This window comes from Amycolatopsis sp. NPDC043887 (genome assembly GCF_056435665.1).
Window position 1 is genome coordinate 99,184 of record NZ_JBWKEB010000010.1, and the last position, 15,932, is coordinate 115,115.

Annotated in this window: 18 protein-coding genes; 10 read left to right on the plus strand and 8 right to left on the minus strand. The window is 68.0% G+C overall.

Annotation, left to right across the window (positions count from 1 at the left end; genetic code table 11):
- The first annotated feature begins 18 nt into the window (after positions 1-18).
- Genes AC069H_RS26185 through AC069H_RS26195 form a run of 3 tightly spaced genes read left to right on the plus strand, consistent with a single transcriptional unit; the run spans position 19 to position 2,283 of the window.
- The gene (locus tag AC069H_RS26185) at positions 19-1,452 is read left to right on the plus strand and encodes an MBOAT family O-acyltransferase (RefSeq protein ID WP_478234123.1); all 1,434 of its coding nucleotides are present in this window, start codon (positions 19-21) and stop codon (positions 1,450-1,452) included.
- 12 nt (positions 1,453-1,464) lie between these two features.
- Positions 1,465-1,809 carry a hypothetical protein gene (locus AC069H_RS26190; RefSeq protein WP_340686341.1) on the plus strand — a complete coding sequence of 115 codons (345 nt, stop codon included), beginning with the start codon at positions 1,465-1,467 and terminating at the stop codon, positions 1,807-1,809.
- Between the two features lie 9 nt (positions 1,810-1,818).
- Complete coding sequence (locus AC069H_RS26195; RefSeq protein ID WP_478229305.1) at positions 1,819-2,283, plus strand: hypothetical protein; 465 nt, start codon at positions 1,819-1,821, stop codon at positions 2,281-2,283.
- A gap of 39 nt (positions 2,284-2,322) precedes the next feature.
- On the opposite strand, the gene AC069H_RS26200 is transcribed toward AC069H_RS26195, so the two are convergent.
- A complete protein-coding gene (locus AC069H_RS26200) occupies positions 2,323-3,186 on the minus strand; it encodes an alpha/beta hydrolase (RefSeq protein ID WP_478229304.1) in 864 nt (287 codons plus the stop codon).
- A 169-nt stretch (positions 3,187-3,355) separates the two neighbouring features.
- Positions 3,356-4,054, minus strand: coding sequence for an alpha/beta fold hydrolase (locus AC069H_RS26205; RefSeq protein WP_478234124.1), 699 nt, complete (start codon positions 4,052-4,054; stop codon positions 3,356-3,358).
- 87 nt (positions 4,055-4,141) lie between these two features.
- Here AC069H_RS26205 and AC069H_RS26210 point away from each other — a divergent pair, with 87 nt between their 5' ends.
- The 5 genes from AC069H_RS26210 to AC069H_RS26230 all read left to right on the plus strand — a co-directional run bounded on the left by AC069H_RS26210 (position 4,142) and on the right by AC069H_RS26230 (position 7,920).
- Entirely contained in the window at positions 4,142-4,702 is a 561-nt protein-coding gene (locus AC069H_RS26210) for a TetR/AcrR family transcriptional regulator (RefSeq protein WP_478234125.1), read from the plus strand.
- Entirely contained in the window at positions 4,699-5,286 is a 588-nt protein-coding gene (locus AC069H_RS26215; protein ID WP_478234126.1) for a transglutaminase domain-containing protein, read from the plus strand. The genes AC069H_RS26210 and AC069H_RS26215 overlap by 4 nt, the downstream gene beginning before the upstream one ends.
- 149 nt (positions 5,287-5,435) lie before the next feature.
- On the plus strand, positions 5,436-6,482 hold the full coding sequence (locus AC069H_RS26220; protein WP_478234277.1) for a hypothetical protein: 1,047 nt from the start codon (positions 5,436-5,438) through the stop codon (positions 6,480-6,482).
- 40 nt (positions 6,483-6,522) lie between these two features.
- Positions 6,523-7,161, plus strand: a complete 639-nt coding sequence (locus tag AC069H_RS26225; RefSeq protein WP_478234127.1) for a hypothetical protein — start codon at positions 6,523-6,525, stop codon at positions 7,159-7,161.
- Positions 7,162-7,227: 66 nt separating this feature from the next.
- Positions 7,228-7,920, plus strand: a complete 693-nt coding sequence (locus AC069H_RS26230; protein WP_478234128.1) for an HD domain-containing protein — start codon at positions 7,228-7,230, stop codon at positions 7,918-7,920.
- Positions 7,921-8,026: 106 nt separating this feature from the next.
- Here AC069H_RS26230 and AC069H_RS26235 read toward each other — a convergent pair whose 3' ends face one another.
- The 6 genes from AC069H_RS26235 to AC069H_RS26260 form a co-directional block, all read right to left on the minus strand.
- Complete coding sequence (locus AC069H_RS26235; RefSeq protein WP_478234129.1) at positions 8,027-8,677, minus strand: class II aldolase/adducin family protein; 651 nt, start codon at positions 8,675-8,677, stop codon at positions 8,027-8,029.
- Between the two features lie 2 nt (positions 8,678-8,679).
- Entirely contained in the window at positions 8,680-10,128 is a 1,449-nt protein-coding gene (locus AC069H_RS26240; protein WP_478234130.1) for an FGGY family carbohydrate kinase, read from the minus strand.
- Complete coding sequence (locus tag AC069H_RS26245; protein ID WP_478234131.1) at positions 10,125-11,159, minus strand: 2-hydroxyacid dehydrogenase; 1,035 nt, start codon at positions 11,157-11,159, stop codon at positions 10,125-10,127. Before AC069H_RS26245 ends, AC069H_RS26240 begins: the two co-directional genes overlap by 4 nt.
- Before the next feature lie 206 nt (positions 11,160-11,365).
- Complete coding sequence (locus AC069H_RS26250) at positions 11,366-11,827, minus strand: ribose-5-phosphate isomerase (protein WP_340686332.1); 462 nt, start codon at positions 11,825-11,827, stop codon at positions 11,366-11,368.
- Positions 11,828-13,513: a dihydroxyacetone kinase family protein gene (locus AC069H_RS26255; protein ID WP_478234132.1), complete on the minus strand. Its 1,686-nt coding sequence runs from the start codon at positions 13,511-13,513 to the stop codon at positions 11,828-11,830.
- Complete coding sequence (locus AC069H_RS26260; RefSeq protein WP_478229295.1) at positions 13,510-14,196, minus strand: HAD family hydrolase; 687 nt, start codon at positions 14,194-14,196, stop codon at positions 13,510-13,512. The genes AC069H_RS26255 and AC069H_RS26260 overlap by 4 nt, the downstream gene beginning before the upstream one ends.
- 77 nt (positions 14,197-14,273) lie before the next feature.
- On the opposite strand from AC069H_RS26260, the gene AC069H_RS26265 reads away from it, so the two are divergent.
- On the plus strand, positions 14,274-14,891 hold the full coding sequence (locus tag AC069H_RS26265) for a histidine phosphatase family protein (RefSeq protein WP_478234133.1): 618 nt from the start codon (positions 14,274-14,276) through the stop codon (positions 14,889-14,891).
- Positions 14,892-14,896: 5 nt separating this feature from the next.
- Positions 14,897-15,691, plus strand: a complete 795-nt coding sequence (locus AC069H_RS26270; protein ID WP_340686328.1) for a DeoR/GlpR family DNA-binding transcription regulator — start codon at positions 14,897-14,899, stop codon at positions 15,689-15,691.
- Positions 15,692-15,932 lie beyond the last annotated feature (241 nt).

The window sequence follows — 15,932 nt, forward strand, 5'->3', positions numbered from 1 at the left end:
CTGGGGGACCCCGCACCGATGTCGTTCATTTCACCGCTGTTCCTGTGGTACTTCATGCCGGCGGTCCTGCTCGCCGTACTGGTGTGCCCGCGCAGGTGGCGGAACGGCATCGTCGCGGTCGGCAGCCTGATCTTCTACGCCACCGGCGCCGGGCCGTACACGCTGGTCCTGCTCGGCTGCATGGTGGTCAACTTCCTGGCCGGGCCCGCGCTGGAGCCGAACGCGTGGGATCTGCAGAACAAACGGCGCAAGCGGCTGCTACTCGGGGTGATCGGCCTCAACGTCGGCATGCTGCTGATCTGGAAGTACGCGGGGTTCGCGACGCAGCAGATCGCGGCCGTGACGCACTGGTTCGGCGGCGGTTTCCCGGTGGCCGACCTGGTCATCCCGATCGGCATCTCGTTCTACACGTTCCACCACATCTCCTACGTGGTGGACATCTACCGCGGTGAACGCCGCGCGCTGCGCGACCCGGTGTCGTTCGCCGCGTACATCGCGATGTTCCCGCAGCTGGTGGCAGGGCCGATCGTGCGGTTCCGGGAGATCGCCGACCAGCTGCCGCAGCAGCGGTCCCACCGCCTCGACGACATCGCCGCCGGTTTCCCGCGGTTCGCCCTCGGGTTGTGCAAGAAGACGATCATCGCGGACTCGCTCAGCCCGATGGTGGACGCCTGCTTCAACACGCCACCCGACCAGATGACCTTCGCGATCGCCTGGCTCGGCGCGATCGGGTACACGCTTCAGCTGTTCTTCGACTTCTCCGGGTACTCCGACATGGCGATCGGGCTCGGGCGCATGCTCGGCTTCCGGCTGCCGGAGAACTTCGCGAGACCGTACTCGTCGGTGACCATCACCGAGTTCTGGCGGCGCTGGCACATGTCGCTGTCGCGCTGGTTCCGCGACTACGTCTACATCCCGCTGGGCGGCAACCGCACCGGCGCCGGGCACACGTACCGGAACCTGTGCATCGTGTTCGTGCTGACCGGGTTCTGGCACGGCGCGCAGTGGACGTTCCTGATCTGGGGCATCTATCACGGCGCGCTCCTGATCGTGGAACGCGCTTTCGGCTACGACGTCACCCCCAAGTCGCAGGCCGCCCGCATCGGCCGCCGCGCGCTGACGCTCGTGCTCGTGGTGTTCGGCTGGGTGTTCTTCCGCGCCAAGGACCTGCCGCACGCGCTCGGCATGATCGGGCACATGGTGCTGCCGGACTTCACGGGCCTCACCGACGTAGTCGAGAGCGCGGTGACCAACCAGCGGCTGGTCATCCTGCTGTGCGCGCTGGCGATCGTGTTCCTGCCCGCGCATCCGGTGACCGGGCCGCTGCTGGAGTCCTCACGGAGCCGCCCCGCGACGGCGCTGCGGATCGGCGTCATGACCGTCGGGCTGGTGTACGCGGCCATCCTGATCGCGACCGGGACGTTCAGCCCGTTCCTCTACTACCAGTTCTGAGGGAGCCCGAGAATGACCGACCTGGCCGCTCAGCCCGGCGTGATCCCGTACGTCGACAACCACGACGGCCCACGCCGCCTGCTCACCGTCGAACTGCGTCCGTTCCCCTCCAGCTCTGTGCCGTACGCCCCTATCGTGAGCATCGACGGCAGGCAGTTCGTGGTCTCCTGGGGTGCGGTCACGTTCGAGATCCCCGCCGACCGGAACGTCCACGTCAGCGCGCATCTGCACACCAACTACGGATCACAGGCCGCCGCGACGCCTTTTGCCTCGATCGTCCTGGCTCCCCATCCGGAGCCGGTCCGGCTGACCGCCCAGTTCACCGGTTCCGGTGGTTCGATGTTCCCGGTCGGCTAGCTTGGCCGCATGACCGGCGACTGGAAGCGGGATCGGATCGGTTCGGCGCTGCGCGGGGAGAACCCGACGGTGCTGCGGCGGCTGGACGCGGGCTTCGCGGTGATCGGCGATACGCAGTTCCTCCCGGGCTACTGCGTCCTCCTGACCGATTCCCCCACTGTCGGCAGGCTGACCGGTCTACCGCGACCGCGACGGCTGAAGTTCCTGGCGGATATGGAGTTGCTCGGCGAAGCCGTCGAAAACGTCTGCGCGCGGAGGGATCCTGGTTTCCGGAGGGTGAATCTGGAGATCCTCGGCAACACGGATCCGTTCCTGCACGCCCACGTCTGGCCGCGGTACGACTGGGAGCCGGCCGACGTGGTCGGGCGTCCGGTCTGGCTGTATCCGGTGGAAAACTGGGCCTCGTCGTTGGGGCCTCAGCACGACTCGCTGCGTTCCGAGCTCACGGTGGAGATCGACAGGCTGCGAGCCTGAAGCGCCCTCGCCGCCGAAACCGGCGGCGAGGGCGCTGTCTCAGACGAGATCGATCAGCAGCTCGGCGAAGATCCGCGGCCGGCTGAAGTAGCCGACGTGCGACGAGGCCAGGGTGTGCACCTCGAAGGGGTTGTGCGGGGTCAGCTCGTCGGCCTTGCGGATCATGTAATCCTGAACCGCCGGAGTGATGCTGTGGTCCGCGGCGAGCCGGACGTAGGTGTGCGGGACACGCCCCCACCCGTCCGCCTGAACCAAGGCGCTCGGCTCGAGTACCGCGTAGCTCTCGTCCGGATCCAGAGAGTCCAGCAACAGCCGGAACTGGTGGTCGGTGGAATCGGCCATGATGGCGGCCTTCAACTCGGCGAACAAGGCCGGGTCGCCGTGGGCACCTCGCCAGTTCAGCCGGGCCACGCCGGGTTCGTTCACCTCCGGCACGGTGATCCGCGCCGCCAGCGCGTCCAGCAGATTTTCATCGACCACGTCCCACTGTTCAGTGAGCATGGCCGGGTCGCTGAGACAGAGGGCGGAGAGGTAGACGACGCGGCCGAGCAGGTCCGGCGCGGCGTTGGCGACGGCGCTGATCGTCAGCCCGCCGAGGCTGTTGCCGACCAGGACGACCGGCGCTCGGCCGTCGAGCCGTCGCAGGGTGTCCACGACGTGCCGCACGTTGTCCTGCAACGTGACTCCGCGCAGCGGGGAGGGAGCGGAAGCCAGTGCCGCGAGGTCCTGGGGTTGGCGGTAGTAGGCGGCCGGGCTGTCCGCTCGGTCCCCGTGGCCGGGCAGGTCGACGGCGTGCGAACGGTATCCGAGCAGAGCCAGTTCGTTCTGCAACGGGCCCCACGCCCGTGCATTACTGGAGCCGCCGTGAACGAAGACGAAAATGGGGCGCGAAAGTGCGCGCATGGTGAAAGATCCTTGTCATCCCTTGGCTAACGGTGGACGTGTGGACCTTGACGCCGACGAAGAGCGGCACCAGGTCAGCGCGTCGACCGGGTGCGAACAGCCTGCCAATTGTGGATGACGGAACACATGGTGATCACCTTAGCCGGGGGCGGCGCCGGGCGCCTCCGAATTACCGGCTGCCGGAGATCGACAGGCTGCGGGCCGCGTCGAGTAGCAACAGGGAGAACTCCTTGCCCCGCACCATCGGCAGGTAGTGCCCGGCTTTCGGCACGGAGATAAGGCGTCCGTCGGCGCAGGCGTCGAGAAAGCGGTGTTCGTGGCGGCGGAAGTGGTCGCGTGAGCCGTTGACGAGCCAGGTGGGGCCCGGGTAGGCCGCGAGTTCCGCCAGCACGTCGAAGTCCGCGAAGGCCTTGGCGACATCCGGGATGACCTCGGTCGCGATGCCGCCGCCGATCACCGCTTCGGCGACTTTCGGCGGCAGGGCACTTCGGAACTGCCATCGGCTCAGCCGTTCCCCCTGGTCCGGCAGCCGCATGAGCAAGCGGTGCGCTGCGCGGAACGGAGTCTCCAGTGCCCGGCCGGGCAGGAAGGTCGAGCCCGCGACGACGAGGCCGGCCACGCGCTCCGGATACCGTGCGGCCGCGGCGATGGCGGCGTATCCACCGAGGGAGTGCCCGACGACCAGCGCGGGTTCGTCGACGGCTTCGGCGATCACATCCACCGCATCGTCCAGGGTGAACCGCTCTCTCCGGCGGGTGCCGTGGCCTGGGAGGTCGACTGCTTTCGCGGCCTGTCCGAGCAGTTCGAGTTGCTCGGTCCAGGCGGCGCCGCTGAGCCGGATGCCGTGGACGAAGACGAGGGGAATCATGGACTACCTCCTGAATACAACGCACCGTTGCGTTGCAAACTACGCCCGCTCACCGCACAACGCAACGGTGCGTTGTATTGTGCTCCGGTGAGTACCCGGAAGGGCCCGCGCAAGGCCGAGGCGATCTTCGCCGCCACCCTCGGACTTCTGGCCGAGCACGGCTACGACAAGCTCGCCATCGAGGCCGTCGCCGCCCGGTCCGGCGTCAACAAGACGACGTTGTACCGATGGTGGCCGTCGAAGGACGCGCTCCTGGCCGCCGCGCTGCGCGATTCGGGCCTGTTCGCCGTCGACGTCCCCGACACCGGCAGCCTGCGCGGCGATCTTCTCGCCGTGGCAACGCAAATCCACCGGCTGCTGACCTCGGAGCGCACCGCGCCGGTCGTCACGGCGACCTTGACCGCGGGCCCCCGGCGCCCCGAACTCGGTGACGTGACACGGAGTTTCTTCGCCGACCGCATGGCACGCGAAGAGCCGATCTTCGAACGCGCCACCGCGAGGGGCGAACTGCGCGCCGGCGTCGATCCGGTTCTGGTGATGGATCTGCTCGCGGGAGCGATCTGGTTCCGGCTGCTGCTGCGCGGCGGCGAAGCCGGTCCGAAATTCCTCGAAGAGGTCGTCGACACGGTATTGGGTGGTGCCGCGTGAAAATCGCACTGAAGATCGAATCCGAGCGGCTCGAAGATTATCTCGCCGCCGACGCGATCATCGATCACGATCACCCACTGATCCGCGAAACGGCTGACGGACTGTCACCGACCGGCGGCACCGAAGTCGACGTGATTCGTTCGATGTTTCACTTCGTGCGCGACGAGATCGACCATACGGTGGACGCCGTCGATTCCCGGGTCACTCTTATGGCCTCCGAGGTTCTGCGCGAGGGAGTCGGGCTCTGCTACGCGAAGGCCCATCTGCTGGCCGCTTTGCTTCGCAGCCAAGGCATCCCGGCAGGGTTCTGCTATCAGCGGATCGGCGTTCTGCACGGGCTCAACGGCGTGTACGTCGCCGACCTGGACCGGTGGATCCGGCTCGACCCCAGAGGCAACAAAAACGGTGCGGACGCGCATTTTCTGCTGGAAGATGAGCGGCTCGCGTGGACACTGGACCCGAGCAAGGGCGAGATCGACTTCCCCACGGTGTACTCCGCACCGTCTTCGGCAGTCGTCGAAACCTTGACGTCGGCGAAGCCCGGACCCGCGTGGTACGAAGGAATCCTTCCGCACGCTCCGTGAGTGGTTTTTTCGCGATCCGGCGAAACCTGCGACGCGAAACTGGCATCGCCGAGCGTCACCTTCGTTGTCGGGTGCTTTCCCCCGAATTTCTTATTTCGGCCTGGTCACGATGCGCGTAGAGTAACTCCCCGCACTCAAACCGATACGCACTGCGTTCGTCCGTTCGAGTGCCGATCAAGGAGGTGACCTTCGTGCCCGCGGAAGCCGATCGGCTCCGCCGTACCCCGTTGCAAGAGATCTTCTGGACCAGGACGAGTCTGCTGCTCACCGTACTGGTCGTCGTCGCGGGCCTCAGCCTGTGGATCTCCAGCATGATGGATCCCGGCGCCGGAAAGACGCTGCTCACCTCACTGGGCACCGGCACCCTGATCTCCGCGGTGGTCGGCTTCGGCCAGACCCTGATCACCGCCACCGCGTCACAGCGCGCGATGGTGACCCCGGTGATCGAGGAAAGCCGCCGGGCGCTGGAAGCGCTCAGCGCCGAATACCGTTCGCTCAACAAGGAATTCTTCCCCACCCACGTCTTCGAGGCGACCACCGATCCGGATCCGTTGTTCAACCGGGTCATGACCGAAGACCTCGACGTGACCAGGCACTACTTCTTCCGCGGGTTCTCCGGTAGGCACGCCGCGGCCCGATTGCTGTTGTCCCGCACCGAAAGGGAACTTCGCGTGGTCATCGCCGACCCACGCGACGAGGGCGCGATCGGCGGCAGGGCGCGCTATCTCCTGCGCAGCGAAGAAGCGGGAATGGACTACGAGACGATCCGGAAGCGGCTCAACGACGAGATCAGCATCGGCCTCGTCGGGCTGTTCCTGGCGCGCAGCCGGTGCTCGCTGGTGGACATCACCGTCGTCGCCGATCCGCCACTGGACCGCCTCGAAGTGTTCGACGAGAGCGTTTGGGTGACCTTGTACAGCGACATCCGCGGCGCGACCACGTTGTATCCGCGCACGCTGCGGTTCAGCGAAGGCTCGTTCCTGTACAACAAGGAACGCTCCGAGTTCCTGCGCGTGTCCCAGTCCCGCTCCGGACGGCACTTCCGCATCTCGGCCACGACGACGAGGGCGGATTTCCTGGCCCTGTACGAAAAGATCACCGGCTCTCCCCTGTCCGAAGAGAACTTCCTCGAACTGGAAGGGAAATTCCACACCTTCCGGAAGGAGTTCACCACACTCGCCGAGTTGAACCACTGACCTCTCGGCGTCGCACGGCACTAGATTTGAGGAGCTGAAGTTGCTCACTCGCTTGTCCCCCCTCACCCAGTTCTCCGCGCTGCTCCGGACCACGGACCTGCCGCTGACACAGCACTGGCAGATCGTCGACAGGATCTTTCGCGACTGGACGTCGAGACCAGAGTTGCGCGACGACCTCCGGCGGCATTTGGATTCCCTGAGCCCGGAAGAGGCGAGCGCGGTACTCGAGCGGTCCCGGGAGACCACCACCCATTTCGCCTGGTGCCTGCTCGATTGCCCGACGGATCCCTTTTCGATCTGGCTGCACGAGTACAAGTCGCCGTCGGATTGGCGCGAGGGGTACGCCGATTCCGTGCACAACCACAGATATCACTTCTGCACCACGATCCTCCGTGGCAACTATGTCCACGAGCGCTATTCGACCCTGCGAGATCAACTTTCCGGATTGATCACATCGGTTCGGTTACGACGTAGCACGCTGTGTCAGACGGGATCCGCGGGCGTCATGTACGCGGACGAGTTCCATCGGATTCCCGAGGCCACCGAAGGGACCATGACGTTTCTGGTGAAATCACGTCCCGTGAGCGAGTTCAGTCTTTCCTATGACCCGAAGACCGGAATCGGACATCGTCACGTTCCGGTCGAGGTCCGATTGGGGGACCTGGCGGGCCGCATCTGACTACACACCGCCGTCGAAGACGCATACCCTTGCTCCACCCGTCTGTAAACGGGATCGGAGAGGTGTATGCGCGCGCGAAAGAGCACGATTCCTTCCCAGACCATCGAAGCCGTCGAACACCATGTCCGGCGACTGTGCTGGCGTTATGCGGACAGACTGCAGTTCCACGGCTGGCACCACGTGAGTTTCGTCCGGGCCAAGGCCGCGGGGTTCGCCGATCACAACGGTGCGGACCGATCCGTCGTCGAGGTGGCGGCGCTGGTGCACGATGTGAACTACATCGTGCACCGGAACTCCCCCGCGGCCGCCGGACGAGACCTCCGGCTGGGCATCCTGCGGGAATGCGGTGTCGAGGAGACCGTGGCCCGGTGGATCGACGAGATCATCGACGAAGCCGAAATGGCCACCAGAGGCCGGCACATCTCGCTCGAGGCTCAAGCGTTGAGCGACGCCGACACGCTGTTCAAGGCGCTGCCGGTGACGCCCGTCGTACTCGCCCACCGCTATCTGCGGGAGAACGGGTTGAGCCTCCGCGAACTGGCGGACAAGATCGTCGGCGAGCAACGCGATGTCCACGACAGTGGCTACTACTTCTACAACCCCAAAGCGGCGGAGAACTACTCCCGCTGGGCGTTGGCGAATCTTCAGTTGTGGCAGTGCATCAAGGAAGCCGTCGACGATCCGACGGTCGTCGAACTCCTCGACGCGGTACACGCCGTGGACGCCACGGACTTCGAGGCCGAGCCCGCTGCTTCCTAGCGTCGTGCGATCACGATTGCCGTCGGCTCGTCATTCGGTGGCGTACAGCGGTTTTCGCGTGTTCAGAGGCGCGACACGCGTGCTTGGAGACGGAACACGCGTGACGTCAACGCTGGCCGTAGCCGCGGAGTTTCTCCACGACGTGCTCGATCTCGGCGGGCGGGAGCAGGTTCGGTGTTCCCGCCGCCCGGGCCGTCAGCCACACCTGGCAGACCCACTCCAGCTGCTGCGCCCGGCTGTAGGCGGAGCCGAGCCTGTCGCCGAAGGTGATGGTGCCGTGGTTCGCCAGCAGGCAGCCACGGCGTCCTTCCAGCGCCTCCAGCATCACTTTGGCGAGCTCCTCGGTGCCGTACGTCGCGTAGGCCGCGACACGGGCTGTGGGGCCGATCGCGGCGAGCATGTAGTGGATCGGCGGCACCTCGGTGACGAGGGTGGAGACCGCCGTGGCGTGCACGGAATGCGTGTGCACCACGGCGGAGACCGGTTTGCCGTCCGGATCCACCGCCTGCCGGTACACGGTGAGGTGCATCGGGAGCTCGCTGGTCGGTTTGAGCGAGCCGTCGACGACCTCACCGTCCAGGCCGACGACCGGTACGTCCTCCGGCCGCAGCCCGGCGTAGTCGACTCCTGTCGGGGTCACCGCGATCAGGTCGCCCTGCCTCGCGGAGACGTTCCCGGAGGTGCCGACCACGAGTCCGTCGGTGGTCATCCGGCGGGCGAATTCGCAGACCGCCAAGCGTTCTTTGGCCAGGATCACCGTCACAACCTCCATAGTCCGCGGGCCGCGGCCAGTGAGGCCTGATAGTCGGCGTAGCCCTGCTCGTAGAACTCTACGTTCTCGGGCCTGACCTCGACGACGCGTGCGCTTTCCGCCCACAACTCCCTGTCGACTGGCTCGCCGAGGGCGTCCGCCGCGACGATCACCGCTCCCCGCGCGCCGACCCCCGGATCGCCGGGGATCACGATGGGCCGCCCGAGAACGTCGGCGAAGATGCGGGTCCACTCGAGCGAGCGAACCCCGCCGCCGCAGGCGTACAACGTGCCGGTGAGCCCGGCGGCGTCGAAGCAATGCCTTGCCGCATAAGCGATCGACTCGCACAGCGCCCGGACGATGTCGCCGCGTTCGCTCTCCAGGCTCAGGCCGGAGAACTGCGCCCTCGCCGAAGCGTCGACGAACGGCGCTCGCTCACCCGACGCGGAGAGGAACGGCAGCGCGCGAACACCACCCGCGCCCGGCCTGCTCGCGTCGAGCAGCGGGCCGATCTCCTCGACCGCGATGCCGAACAGACGGCACACCCAGTCGATGCCCGCGGTGCCGACCATCGCGGGCATCGCCCGGAGGAACTCTCCCTCTTCCGGCGTGCAAAGGAACATGCCCGCCGGCTCGCCCTCCGGATCGAACTCCGCCGAGTCCGTCAGGACCTGGCACGCGAGTGTGGTGCCCGCCGTGAGGATGCCGTCGCCCGGCCGTCGTACACCGGCGCCGATGGCGCTCGCGGGCAGGTCGAACGGCCCCGCGGTGACCGGCAGCCCGACGGGAAGACCGAGCAGCCCGGCTCCGCGCTCGTCCAGCCGGAAAACGGTCTTCGGCGCCGCGGGCTCCACGAACAGGCTCCGGCGGTGGGAGAGTCCGACGGCCGCGATGGCACCTTCGTCGTAGCGCCGGGTCGCCGGATCGAGGAAGGGCAGCGAAGCATCCGAGGCGTCGACGGTGATCTCGCCGGTCAAGCGCTGGAGCACCGCGTCGACGCAGTAGCCCGCCACCGCCGCCCTGTCCAGCGACTCCGGCTCATGAGTGTCCAAAAAGGACATGATCGCCGCGGCGCAGCCCGGGAACATTCCCGACGCGGTGCGGCGGAACACTTCCCTGGTCACTCCGTCGGCCTGCCATTCGGCGAGCAGCGAGTTCGCCCGTCCGTCGAGCCAGGAGATCGCCGGGCGCACTGCCTCGCCGGACTCGTCACGCAGCCACAGTCCGTCGCCCTGTCCGGTGAGGGCCAGCGCGGTGACCGGACCGTCGAGCCCGGCGGCGACCTTGCGGACGACCGTCGCCACGGTGCCGAGCACCTGGTCGAGGTCTTGTTCGACCAGCCCGCCCGGCAAGTGGTGCACCTCGGACGTGGTGCACGCGCTCGCCACGGACATCCCGGCCTTGTCGAAGACGACCGCCTTCGTCAGTGACGTGCCGATGTCGACGCCGATGATCATGGCCGCAGGACCTCGGGGTTCGCCAGATTCGCGAGCGCCTCCCCGCGGACGTACCGGCCGACCTCGGCGGCGACGATACTCGCCGCCCGCTCCGCCGTCTGCCTGCTTGCTCCGGCGAGGTGCGGGGTCGCGATCACGTTCGGCGCGTCCCGCAGTGCCCAGTCCGCGGGCGGAGGCTCGACGTCGTACACGTCGAGCGCGAGTGCGCCGAGCCGTCCCGAACGCAGGGCTTCCGGCAGCGGGGCGTAGTCCAGCAGGCCACCGCGCGCGGTGTTGACCAGTACGGCGCCCTCCGGCAGCAAGGCGAGTTTGGCGGCGTCGATCAGATGCCGGGTCTCCTCGGTGAGCCGGGCGTGCAGGCTCACCACGAAACTGCGGCGCAGCAGAGCCTCCAGCTCGACGAGTTCCGCGCCGTCGGCGGCGATCTTGGCGGGGTCCGCGAACGGGTCGGCGACCAGCACCTTCGCGCCGAACGCCACGAGCACCTTGGCCACCCGCGCGCCGATCGCGCCGTACCCGACCAGGCCGACGGTGGTCCCGTCGAGTTCGAGACCGGCCTGGTCGTAGGCGTAGTAGTCACCGCGCCAGGTGCCGCCCAGCAGTTCGGCCGAGGACGTCGAGATCCTGCGCATCGCGGCCAGGATCATCCCCACCGCGAATTCGGCGGCGGCACCGGCGTTCCGGCCGGGCGCGTACGTCACCGCGACACCCGCTTCGGTGGCCGCCGCGAGGTCCACGTTGACCGGGCCTCCCCGGCACACCGACACGAGTTTGAGCCCCGGCGCGGCGGCGAACACCTGCTCGGTGAAGGGCGCCATCTGGGTCACCGCGACCTCGGCTCCCGCCAGCGCCTCGATCACCTGCTCCTCGGTGCCGCTCGCCTCGTGCACGTTCGCGACCGGGCCGAACGGCTCCACCGGCCAGGGCAGGGTCAGTTCCGAGAACTCGTGCCCGGCGCCGATCTCGGCACGGACGGCGTCGGCCAGCAGGCCGGTGCCGACGAAATGGTCTCCCGCAGCGAGTATCCGCAACTCTGCGTCCTCTCTCCGTGCCCGCATCGGGCAGTCTCAATGATTGTTGGCGGAGCTGAGATGTATCCGGAAAAGTGACCGTACGAGTGAAGCCGCCCTGGCCGAAGGCCCCGCTATCGCGGTGGCAGGGCGCCCTGTCCGCCGGACGTGACGTGCCCTGCGAGGGCAGCGCCCTGCCGACGTCGATCGCGGTCGCGGGTTCACCATCAGGTACTCAGCGCTTGCTCGTATTCGGTGATGTGCGCGACCTTGCTCGCGCTGGCCGAGGCCGGGTCGAAGCGGTAGCCGACCCATTCGGCGACGATCTTCTTCGCCAGCTCCGGACCGATCGCCCGGGCGCCGAAGGTGATCACCTGGCAGTCGTTCGACTTGACCGAACGCTCGGCGGAGTACGAGTCGTGCGCGACCGTGGCCCGGACCCCGGGCACCTTGTTCGCCGAAATGGCCATGCCGATCCCGGTCCCGCAGACCAGCACACCGCGATCCGCCTCGCCCCGGGCGATCGTCTCCGCCGCCGCGAGGCCGAGCAGCGGGTACGCCTTGTCGTCGGAGCCATCTGCCACGCCGAGGTCGGTGACCTCGTCCACCCGGTCATCGGCGAGGAGCAGGTCACGCAGCTGGTCTTTGAGAGCGACCCCGGCGTTGTCCGCCGCCACCACGATCCGCATTCAGTCTTCCTTTCCCAGAGCCTGGCCGACCGCGGTGACGAGCAACGCGAACGAAGTGGCCCCGGGATCGGGGTGCCCTTTGCTCCGCTTCGCCAACCGGGCCGCCCGTCCCTTGGCGGGCAGCAGGTCCGCAGTGGCCTCGGCCGCGCTCACCGCGACCTGGGCCGCCTTCTGCCAGGCCTGCGGGACGTCGGCGCCCGCCTCGGCCTGTTCGCGCAACGCCAGCCTGAACGGCTCGATGGCGTCGAGCATGGTCTTTTCACCTGGCTCGGCCTTGCCCAGTTCGACGAACGCCTTCACGGCGCCGTCCACTGCGCTCGCGAGAGCTTCCGTGGTGACCTTGTCGCCCGCCAGACCGCGCAGTCCCGCACCGGTCTCGGCGAGCAGGACCCCGTACAGCGCACCGGACGCACCGCCCGCCGCGTCGGCGAACGCCGTCCCGGCGGCGAGGAGCGCGGTGGACAGCGAGTCTTCGTCCCGCCGCGCGGCGGCCACCGCGGCCCGCATCCCCCTGGTCATGCCGAGACCGTGGTCGCCGTCCGCCGCGACCGCGTCCAACCTGCCGAGTTCGGCCTCGTCGGCCTCGATGTCGTGCAGGGCCGCCGTCAACGCGCGGTCCACGATGCCCTGCCCCGGTGCGGTCTCGGCCAGCAGCGAGTCCACTGTGGATTCCAGCGGAACCTGTGCCAGCGCGGCACCGGTGCTCCGGTAGCCAGGGGTGTCGCAAGGAGCCGCGTAGAGCTCGGCGAGTTCGTCGTCGAGCACTAAGATCGACAGCGAGACACCCGCCATGTCGAGCGACGTGACGAATTCACCGACCTCGGTGTGCAGCGGGCTGAGCCCCGCCGCGGCGAGCCGTTCGTGCACGCGGGTGTAGGTCGCGAACATCTCCTCGTACTTGGTGCGCCCCAGCCCGTTCAGCAGGACCACCACCCGGCCGTCACCGGCGGGCAGCTCCGGGAGGAGGCCGTCGACCAGTTGGTCGGCCAGCTCCCGTGCGCTCAGCCTGCCGACCGTGCGCACACCGGGCTCACCGTGGATGCCGAGCCCCAGCTCCATCTCACTCTCGCCGACGGTGAACAGGGGCGCGGAAGCGCCGGGCAGGGTGCACCCGCCGAACGCGACGCCGAAGGTACGGGTGTTCGCGTTCGCCTTCTCCGCCACCGCGTGCACGGCGGCCAGATCGTCACCGCGTTCGGCGGCGGCACCCGCGATCTTGAAGACCAGGAAGTCGCCCGCGACGCCGCGACGCCTTTCGGGCGCGTCGGCGGGACCGCTGGCGATGTCGTCGGTGACCAGGATCGTCCGGCTTTCGACGCCCTCGGCGGCCAGCCTCCGAGCGGCGAGCCCGAAATGCAGCACGTCGCCCTGGTAGTTGCCGTAACCGAAGAGCACGCCGGCGCCGCTCTCCGCGGCCCGTGCCGTGCGATAGACCTGTTCGGCGCTCGGGCTGGTGAACACGTCACCCACCACGGCGCCGTCGGCGAGCCCGGGACCGACCAGCCCGGCGAACGCGGGGTAGTGCCCGCAGCCGCCGCCGATCACCACCGCGACCTTGGGCGCGGAATCCTCCCGGCGCAGCACGCCGTACGCATCGGGCACCTTGCGCACCGAACGCCCGTAGGCGGTGACGAACCCGTCCAGCCAGTCGCGTTTGAACGTCTCCGCGGTACCCAGGACCGTCATCGCCCGCTCGCTTCCGCGAGTTCGCCGGACAGGTACGCGAGCAGCTTGCGCCGCACGTCGTCGTTGTTCTCCGCGACCTCGGCGGCCAGCTCCAGCGCGTCCGGCTTCGGCGGGTACACCGGGTTCGGCAGCGCGATCACGGTGAGCCCGGCCGCCGCGGCGGCACGGATGCCGTTGCCGGAGTCTTCGACGCCCAGGCACTCCTCGCCGGACCGGCCCAGCCTGGCCGCGGCTTCGAGGTAGACGTCCGGACTCGGCTTGCCCCTGGCGACCTCGGCGCTGGAAACGGTCGCGGAGAACTCACCGGTGAGCCCGTGCTTGTCGAGTACCGCGTCGATCACCCGGCGGGCGGCCGACGACGCCAGCGCGACCGGCACCTTCGCGCTCACCTCGCGAACCATCTCACCGGCGCCCGGCAGCAAGGGCGCCTCTCCCGCCTCGATCGCGGCGATCATGCCGTCCACCACGGCACGCTCGACCTCGGCCGCGCTTTCCGGGGTGCCGGACCGCTTCGCGAGGTACGCGGCCCATTCGGGCGCGCTCATCCCCTGCACGGACGCGGTGTCCTCAGCCGTCCATTCGGTGCGGTGCCGGGCGGCGTACGCCACCCAGTTCTCCTCCCAAAGGTGTTCACTGTCGACGAGGACACCGTCCAGGTCGAACACCACCGCGGCGAGTGCCATCCGACATCTCCTTTCACATCGATGCTGTTAAGTTAACATCGATGATGTGATCTGGACAAGCCCCGAGGAGGGATCCCGTGGTCGCACGGTTGTTATTGGCACGGCACGGCCAGACCGAATGGCACGCCGAGAACCGGTACGCGGGCAGCAGCGACGTCGCGCTGACCGGGGAAGGACTGCGCCAGGCGGACGAGCTCGCCGGCTTCGCCGCGGCGGTCGAGCCGTCGGCGGTGTACTGCTCGCCGCAGAGCCGGGCTCGTCGCACGGCGGCGCCTTCGGCCGAGGCGCTGGGCCTGCCCTTGCGAGTGATCGACGGACTGCGTGAAGTCCACTTCGGACTGATGGAAGGGCGCACCAGGGACGAGCTGGCGGCGTCGGATCCCGAGGCGGTCGCGCGGTTTCTCGCCGATCCCGTGACCGGCGCCTTCCCCGGTTCGGAGCCTCCGGAGGAAGCGGCCGCCCGCGGAGCCGGGGCCTTGCGCGCGATCGCCGCCGAGGTACCGGGCGAGACGGTGCTGGTCGTCGCGCACAACACGCTGATCAGGCTGACCCTGTGCGCACTGCTCGGCATCCCGCTCGAGACCTACCGCACGGTGTTCCCGCGGCTGGACAACGCGGCCGTCACCGAGATCGCGATCGACGGCACGCGCACCGGCCTGCTGCGCCTCAACCAGCCGGCGCACACGCGATACTGAACGGTATGAGCGATGAGAAGACGGCCGGTGCGAGCGCACACTCTCGTAACACGCGTCAGCAGCTGATCACCGAACACGTCTTCACGACCGGCTCCGCGAGCATCGCCGAACTGGTGGAACTCACCGGCGTAAGCACCATGACGGTGCACCGCGACGTCGACGAACTGGCACGGCGCGGCCTGCTCCGGAAGTACCGGGGCGGCGTGTCGGCCATGCCGTCGACGGTCTTCGAAAGCAACGCCGACTACCGGATGAACGTGCATTCGGAGGAGAAGATGGCCATCGCCGCGCACGCGCTCGCCCGCGTCGAACCGGGGATGTCGATCCTGCTCGACGACTCCACGAGCGCCCTAGCGCTGGCGAAGATGCTGCACCGGGTCACCCCGCTGACCGTCGCGACGAACTACCTCGGCGCCATCGAACTGCTCAAAGGCGTCCCCGACCTGCGGCTCATCTGCATCGGCGGCGACTACTCGGCGACCCACGACTCGTTCCTCGGCATGCAGAGCCTCGAGGCGATCGAGCGGATCAACGTCGACGCGACCTTCGTTTCGACCTCGGCGATGAACACGCGGATGACGTTCCACCAGGAGCCGGAGATCGTGATGCTGAAACGCGCGATGCTGGCCAGCGCCCGGACGAAGGTGCTGCTGATGGACCACAGCAAGACCGAACGCGCGGCACTGCACCGGCTGGCACCGTTGAGCGACTTCGACGTGCTGATCGTCGACGACGGGGTGGAAGACCACCTGGCCGAGGAGATGCGAAGCCAGGTGGAAGTGGACATCGCGGAGCTCTGAAGACTTCGGCCCGGCGTCAGGTCTGCCGGTTCGCGGGCCGATGGGGCGAGCACTGAGGCGTGCCTGACGGGTGGTCGTGAGTGAGGAATGCGGTTAGAACCCCATTGATCTTGGATGGGGGTCTTGATCGTAAGCGGTGAGGATTGCCGCAGGTCACGCGCTCGGTTGCCCTGGCCGACAGGAGCCGACCGCGCCCCTGAGCGTCCACCAAGGACACTTTTCGCTGACTCAATGTCCGACT

Bases quoted from the DNA above. Each gene is read 5' to 3' on its own strand.
- AC069H_RS26260 (WP_478229295.1), bottom strand. From the start codon at position 14,196: ATGGCACTCGCCGCGGTGGTGTTCGACCTGGACGGTGTCCTCGTCGAC.
- AC069H_RS26250 (WP_340686332.1), bottom strand. From the start codon at position 11,827: ATGCGGATCGTGGTGGCGGCGGACAACGCCGGGGTCGCTCTCAAAGAC.
- AC069H_RS26255 (WP_478234132.1), bottom strand. From the start codon at position 13,513: ATGACGGTCCTGGGTACCGCGGAGACGTTCAAACGCGACTGGCTGGAC.
- AC069H_RS26200 (WP_478229304.1), bottom strand. From the start codon at position 3,186: ATGCGCGCACTTTCGCGCCCCATTTTCGTCTTCGTTCACGGCGGCTCC.
- AC069H_RS26185 (WP_478234123.1), top strand. From the start codon at position 19: ATGTCGTTCATTTCACCGCTGTTCCTGTGGTACTTCATGCCGGCGGTC.
- AC069H_RS26240 (WP_478234130.1), bottom strand. From the start codon at position 10,128: ATGATCATCGGCGTCGACATCGGCACGTCACTGACGAAGGCGGTCGTC.
- AC069H_RS26270 (WP_340686328.1), top strand. From the start codon at position 14,897: ATGAGCGATGAGAAGACGGCCGGTGCGAGCGCACACTCTCGTAACACG.
- AC069H_RS26190 (WP_340686341.1), top strand. From the start codon at position 1,465: ATGACCGACCTGGCCGCTCAGCCCGGCGTGATCCCGTACGTCGACAAC.
- AC069H_RS26205 (WP_478234124.1), bottom strand. From the start codon at position 4,054: ATGATTCCCCTCGTCTTCGTCCACGGCATCCGGCTCAGCGGCGCCGCC.
- AC069H_RS26230 (WP_478234128.1), top strand. From the start codon at position 7,228: ATGCGCGCGCGAAAGAGCACGATTCCTTCCCAGACCATCGAAGCCGTC.
- AC069H_RS26195 (WP_478229305.1), top strand. From the start codon at position 1,819: ATGACCGGCGACTGGAAGCGGGATCGGATCGGTTCGGCGCTGCGCGGG.